The organism is Kiritimatiellia bacterium (assembly GCA_028715905.1).
Lineage (GTDB): Bacteria > Verrucomicrobiota > Kiritimatiellia > JAAZAB01 > JAAZAB01 > JAQUQV01.
Genome location: JAQUQV010000094.1, coordinates 1 through 5,977, shown reverse-complemented (window position 1 = coordinate 5,977; position 5,977 = coordinate 1). Strand labels below are relative to the sequence as shown.

At 55.9% G+C, this 5,977-nt stretch carries 6 protein-coding genes and 1 tRNA gene; 2 read left to right on the top strand and 5 right to left on the bottom strand.

What is annotated here, in order from left to right:
* Window positions 1–7 precede the first annotated feature (7 nt).
* The 5 genes from PHP98_11465 to PHP98_11445 all read right to left on the bottom strand — a co-directional run bounded on the left by PHP98_11465 (window position 8) and on the right by PHP98_11445 (window position 5,210).
* Window positions 8–997 carry a type II CAAX endopeptidase family protein gene (locus PHP98_11465; protein ID MDD5484246.1) on the bottom strand — a complete coding sequence of 330 codons (990 nt, stop codon included), beginning with the start codon at window positions 995–997 and terminating at the stop codon, window positions 8–10.
* A complete protein-coding gene (locus tag PHP98_11460; GenBank protein ID MDD5484245.1) occupies window positions 994–1,983 on the bottom strand; it encodes a glycosyltransferase family 2 protein in 990 nt (329 codons plus the stop codon). Before PHP98_11460 ends, PHP98_11465 begins: the two co-directional genes overlap by 4 nt.
* Window positions 1,976–2,161, bottom strand: coding sequence for a hypothetical protein (locus tag PHP98_11455; GenBank protein ID MDD5484244.1), 186 nt, complete (start codon window positions 2,159–2,161; stop codon window positions 1,976–1,978). The genes PHP98_11460 and PHP98_11455 overlap by 8 nt, the downstream gene beginning before the upstream one ends.
* Before the next feature lie 50 nt (window positions 2,162–2,211).
* The gene (locus PHP98_11450) at window positions 2,212–2,862 is read right to left on the bottom strand and encodes an SGNH/GDSL hydrolase family protein (protein ID MDD5484243.1); all 651 of its coding nucleotides are present in this window, start codon (window positions 2,860–2,862) and stop codon (window positions 2,212–2,214) included.
* Between the two features lie 92 nt (window positions 2,863–2,954).
* Complete coding sequence (locus PHP98_11445) at window positions 2,955–5,210, bottom strand: MFS transporter (GenBank protein ID MDD5484242.1); 2,256 nt, start codon at window positions 5,208–5,210, stop codon at window positions 2,955–2,957.
* Window positions 5,211–5,318: 108 nt separating this feature from the next.
* Here PHP98_11445 and PHP98_11440 point away from each other — a divergent pair, with 108 nt between their 5' ends.
* Together PHP98_11440 and PHP98_11435 are read left to right on the top strand one after the other, a co-directional pair.
* Window positions 5,319–5,735, top strand: coding sequence for a peptide chain release factor-like protein (locus tag PHP98_11440; GenBank protein MDD5484241.1), 417 nt, complete (start codon window positions 5,319–5,321; stop codon window positions 5,733–5,735).
* An 84-nt stretch (window positions 5,736–5,819) separates the two neighbouring features.
* Window positions 5,820–5,893: transfer RNA gene (locus PHP98_11435), tRNA-Arg, on the top strand.
* Window positions 5,894–5,977 lie beyond the last annotated feature (84 nt).

Genomic DNA, 5,977 nt, shown 5'->3' with positions numbered 1-5,977 from the left:
AATGTTTTCATGTCATGGCCAACAGTAATATGCAAATGCTCACCCCGTTAAAAACGGAGTGGAGGACGATGGGAGTCCACAGCGAACCGGAAGAAATATACAACATGGAGAGAACGACCGCCAACACAAATAACGGGGCAAACGAAGGCAGGTGCTGATGGACGAGGGCAAAAAGCGCCGAACTGATCACGACCGCCGCCCCCGGCCCCGTTTTTTTCATCAAGACCGGCAATAATATGCCCCGGAAAAGAGTTTCTTCAACCACCGGCGCGACAACCACAGCCAGCAACAGCAGAAAAAAAAGGCTCCAGCCCGACTGCGGCTCCATAAAAACCGCCACAACGTCCTGAAGCGTAACCGGGTAACCTGCCGCGTACAGGAATAACTGGCATAGAAAAGACGTGAAAAAAACAATCGGTATAATCCCCAAATAACCGGCCAATCCCCGGCCGGCGGCCGGCTTCAGATTGCGCCAACCCATGCCGAACGCCTCGTTCCAGGAAATATTCCGCCGCCGGATAAACCAACAGACAATCAACAGGGCGATGCCGTGGAACAAAAGACCCTGAACAAGCGCGGCAGCCGTATCCTTGGCGTCCGCCGCGAACCAGCCGAGTTTAATGCCGCCCCAGTGGATCAAACCCGCGGAAAGCTGGATGAGTATGAGCAGAACGAAAATCCAGGCCGCGTCCCCTGGCCGCCACGGTCCGGCCCTGATGCGTCTGGCCATGTTTTCCCAGCTCCACGGTTGGGAAAGGACCCGGAAGAACAAGACAATGTCCATGATCACGCCGATGAAGAGCGCCGCCAAATAAATGCTTCCTATCGCGTAAACGGGGGAGATGGCAATATCCGCTGAAGATAATGGCGATAATTCCATAAACAAATCATGCCGTCCGGGCCATTTCGGAACAGCCGCCGGGCCGCGGAGGTCGCCGAACAGGCCGGCAACCAGCGCAAAGAGAAAAAATATGGCCCGGTTTCCTCCGCATCTCAAGCGGAAGCGGATTCAATTCTTTCCCTGACAACGTAAGTCGGCTTGCCCTGGGATTCGTGATAAGTGCGAATCTGAATTTCCGCCAGGATGCCCATGCAGACAAATTGAATGCCGAAAAAGACGAGCATGAAAGAAGTCATTACCCAGAAAGGGCGTTTCAACAGCCCGGCGGCAAATTCCGTCCCGAAGAAGTTGGCGGCAATGTTGGCGATAACCATAAAAAGCATAAGCAAAAACCCCGTCCCGCCGACCAGCAGGCCAAGTTTGCCGAAAATTTGAATCGGGCTCCGGCTGTAACGCAGCAGGAAGGAGACGGTCATCAGGTCCAGGATCACCTTCACGATGCGCGAGAGGCCATACTTGGATTTGCCGAACCGGCGGGCGTGATGGCGCACCACCACCTCGTCAACCCTGCATCCCACCCAGCTTGCGAGCGCGGGTATGAAGCGGTGCATGTCGCCGTAAAGCTCTATGTTCTCCAGCACTTCGCGCCGGTAGGCCTTGAGGGTACAGCCATAATCGTGCAGATGCACCGCCGTAACCCGGCTGATAAGGGCATTGGCGATCATTGAAGGCAGCCGCCTCCGGATGGCCTCGTCCTGGCGGTCTTTGCGCCAGCCGCTGACCACGTCAAAGCCCTTCTCCAACCTTTCCAGCAGAAGCGGGATATCCTCGGGATCATTCTGCAGGTCGGCATCCAGGGTGATGACGATCTCGCCCCGGGCGTCGTGGATGCCGGCGCTCATGGCCGCCGTCTGGCCGAAATTACGGCGCAGCCTGACAAGGCGGAAATGCGGCTTGCCGCCGATGTTTTCGCGCATTTTTTCCCAGGTCTTATCCGTGCTGCCGTCGTCAACCAGGATAATTTCATACGACCGGCCGAGCTTGGAAAGCGCGCGGTGCAGATTCTCGCAAAGCGTCTTGACGCTTTCCGCCTCGTTATAGACCGGCACCACCACCGAAAGATTTACGCGGTTTTCATTCATCGCGTTTCTCAAGGGGCATGGGGTTGCAGAGATTTTTAGCTGATTTGGCCAGCCTTCCGCAGTTGAAGCAGATAAAAGCCGGATTGAGGGCCAGCGCGCGTATTTTTTCCAGGCACCCCGCGCTGGCGAGGACGCACAAATGGCCTTTATGGTCTCCCCGACAAGTTTTCTTTTCCATTGTTCCTCCCTTGCGCCATGAATAGAGCGCCGCGTTGTTGATCCGGCCAATTACCATTTCCCGCAAAAAATATCGTACACCGCCGAGGCGATGGCCACGTGTCCCGTCAAATTCGGATGCACCGGCTCGTTGCAGAACGTGTCCGGCTCATAGTACTTCAATAGTTTCTGAAACATGGCATGCGTCTTCAAGAGGCGCGTTTTATATTCCCCGCTCATGCGGGCCACAATCTTCAAATATTGGGGCAGGATGTCAAGCACCTGCCGGCGGAAACTGTCGCGCGAGGTTTCCCGGGTGATATAGAACGGCTGGATCAGCAGGATTTTACAGCGCGGCAATTCGCGCCGGGTGCGCCGCAGTATTTTCCGGTAATCTTCCTCAAATTTTTCCGGGGAGACCCCGCTGGCCGGGTCGCGCAGATGCGTGTACAGGTCATTGATGCCGATTTTGATGGAAAGCCAGTCCGGTTTATGCCGCAGGACGTCGTCCCCCCAGCGGGATAACAGGCCGGGAACCCGGTCTCCGCCGATGCCTTTATTGATGATTTCAACCCGCTTTTCCGGCTCGCAGGAGATGAGAAAATCGTTGAATATCTTGACGTATCCGTTGCCCAGCGGACGCTCCGCGCCGCGCCGGCCGCAGTCGGTTATGCTGTCGCCGATAAAAAGGATCTTGTCGCCGTTCTTGATTCTAGTTGTCATTTTTTTATCTGGATGCCTCCCGTTTTTCATGCGGCGCGCGCCGCCGGATAAATTTTGCAATTGGCGCTACCATAACGATTATTCCATCGGAATCAAAGTTTTTTTTTGCGTTCGGCATGAATCAGGGAAACGATCGCCATATGGAGAGCGTTCAAGGCCAGCAGTATGTAATCCCCGCGGCCGGCGCCGTGCCGCGCAATCAGCTCGTCGCACTCCCTGAGAATATCGCGGACCGCCGGATCAATGCTGTCCGGCGGCAAGAGCCCGATTATCCGGCGCACTGCCCCGGCGGCGGCCGGATCGCGCTGTTCAAAACTGCGGGCGCACGCGGCTATGAGTTTGCGATGCGCCTGCATCGCAAGGGAACCGCGGACGATCTTTTTTTCTATGTCCATCATTTCCTCGGCGCAGGTTGTCTCAAAATCAGAACGGCTGCGGCGCCACAACTGGGCCAGATGATGCTCGGATCCGCTGATGCGCGCTATGGCCAGCAGCACTTCGCCGCGCAAATGCTCGTCCGCCAGCCGGCGCAGAAGGGCCATAAATTCCGGCAGCATTTCTTGCCTCCGCAAACGTCCGAGAGCGGCGGCGTAACCGGCGCGGACATTGTCGTTTTTTTCGCTTTTGAAAGCCGCGATGATTTCCGGGACGCTTTCCTGGTCGTTCAGCTTGGCCAGCGCCCGCGCGCATTGGGAGCGCAGCAGCGCGTATTCGCACTTCAGCATTTCGCGCAGGACCGGCGTGGCGCGCCGGTCGCCCATCCTGCCCAGCGCCCAGACCGCCGCTTCGCTCAAGCCCGGCTCCCTGCTTCGCAGCGCCGCGGCCAGGGTGTCAATCAGCTTGGCGTCCGGCGGCATGCGGGCCATGGAAACGATTGCTTCGTAACGCACGCTGAAATTGGGGTCGGCGGCGGACTGCAGAAGTTCTTCAACCGTCAAGAGACTCCGCGCATCGCCCATCCGCCCGGTGAATTCAACGCGCTGCGATTCGTCTTCCGCGAAGTGGTAGCGGAAAATGGAACTGAAGGCCAGCAAAGGGTTGCCTTCCAGAAAGAAGGACAGGAATCGCCCCGGCCACACGGGGCTGTCAGCCGGCGCCCGGCGGAAGATGATAATCGCGCCCAGACAGCAGAACAGCATGATCGCAAACAAGGCCGTGTAATTATCAAAGTGGATGAAACGCCAGTCGTGCCGGAACGGCTGTAAAACATCGAGCAGCCGGCCGTGAAACAATGAACAAACGGCCAGGGCAACGCTCTGCACGGCTATGTTCAAGCTTGTGGCAAAAGCCGGGTTGCGCAGCGTCGGCAGAACGTCAACATAAAAATAACGCGTTGTGCCCGCAAAATAACCCTGCCATAGGATGCCGAAGAACGCGTAGACCAGGCCGGTCTGCGCAATGCTTTGCATCTCCATGCGCGGCAGCATGAAAAGCAAAAAGGGCAGGATCGGCCAGCCCAGCATGGCGCTTACCATGACCGGTTTGCTGCCGAACCGGTCGGCGCTCCAGCCCCAGAAAAAAGCTGAAAACAGAATGCCAAGCTGAAAACAGAAACTGAAAAACATGATTTTGTCAACACTGAACCCGATCTGTTCCCTTAAATACAACGGCAGGAAGACGAACGTAGCCGTGGTTACCGCCATGAACATGTTGCCCAGGAGCGAATGACGGAACTTCACATTGCGCAGCGTTTCCATGGCGCTGCTGATAAGCGGCAGACTTTCGCGCTCCATGGTTTGCGCCTGGCCTCCGGGAAGACGCGTGGCGCAGGCCAGGCCGATGAAACCGAACAATACGCCGGCATACATTGCGGCCTGGAAACCGGCCAGGCCCGGCCAGTTTTTTATAATGAAAATCGCCGCAAGAGAGGCCATGGCCATGCCGCAGATACCCGCCATGGCGGAGATGGCATCCACTTTTCCCCTCACTTTGGCCGAGATAAGTTCAAAAGTCCAGATCAGCCACGCCGTGTCGCCGATGGCCCTGAAAACCCCGAAACAGAAAATAATCAGCGCCACCCATAAAAAAACAGCCGGGTTGCCGTAGCGATTAGCCACCAGCGCGGCCAGCGGCAGAAGTAAAAGGATGCAATACCTGACGGAATAAGCGCGCAGAAAAATTCTGCGGGGACCGCAGCGCATGATCCAGTTTGATAAAAAAATAGAGGTGATGTATAACAGCGGCAGAATGGACACAACGAAACCGATTTGAGTCTTTGACATCCCCAGGGCGTCGCAAAAAAGAGGAAAAAGAGCGCCGAAAACCGTCAAGACCGCAAAAATATTTGAGGAAACAGAGAAATGGTAGATCCACTTATAACTTTGCTTTTGCTGGACGGTTGTTATCATGTTTGCAGGGTGTTTGGCATACCGGCGCAATTTAAGCGATAAATTGAAATATAGTGCGGAAAGCCAAAGTTTCAATCCAAAACTATCCGTTGTGAAACGAAAGCGTAAATGGTTGACTCATCGGTAAATACAAAGAAGGAAAAAGCGCTTGCCGGCCGCATGGACAAACTCGGCGTCCGCGCCGTTGATTTGCGCGAAACTTTCGTCCGCGGCGCCGGCCGGGGCGGGCAGAAAATAAACAAGACCTCGTCCTGCGTGCAGCTGCTCCATCTGCCGACCGGTCTCATGGTAAAATGCCAGCAGACACGCTCGCGGGAGCTCAACCGCTTCCTGGCCCGGCGGGAATTATGCGAGAAAATTGAAGAAAAAGTTTTGGGCGCGCAATCGGCGCGCCGCCAGGCCGCGGAAAAAATACGCCGTCAGAAACGCCGCCGTTCCCGGCGTCAGCGCGCGCTCATGCTGGAGGCCAAACATTTGCGTTCGTTGAAAAAACAAGCCCGCCGGTCGGTGTTGTCCGAAGCGTGAAGCGCTGTCCGTGAAAAGCATTTTGCTTTATATGCAAACATCGGCTGAAGAATCGGGCGGGAGAAAAGAACGGCGGTTAAAAATGCGCCCGTAGCTCAACCGGACAGAGCTCCTGACTTCGGATCAGGAGGTTGCAGGTTCGAACCCTGCCGGGCGCGTTCTCTTTCGCTTTAATATTCAACCAGTTACAGAAGATTGGATTCTCCGTTCCCCTTCCCTGTTTTTCCTTTCGGGGCTCCCAG

Bases quoted from the DNA above. Each gene is read 5' to 3' on its own strand.
- PHP98_11460 (MDD5484245.1), bottom strand. From the start codon at position 1,983: ATGAATGAAAACCGCGTAAATCTTTCGGTGGTGGTGCCGGTCTATAAC.
- PHP98_11455 (MDD5484244.1), bottom strand. From the start codon at position 2,161: ATGGAAAAGAAAACTTGTCGGGGAGACCATAAAGGCCATTTGTGCGTC.
- PHP98_11450 (MDD5484243.1), bottom strand. From the start codon at position 2,862: ATGACAACTAGAATCAAGAACGGCGACAAGATCCTTTTTATCGGCGAC.
- PHP98_11445 (MDD5484242.1), bottom strand. From the start codon at position 5,210: ATGATAACAACCGTCCAGCAAAAGCAAAGTTATAAGTGGATCTACCAT.
- PHP98_11440 (MDD5484241.1), top strand. From the start codon at position 5,319: ATGGTTGACTCATCGGTAAATACAAAGAAGGAAAAAGCGCTTGCCGGC.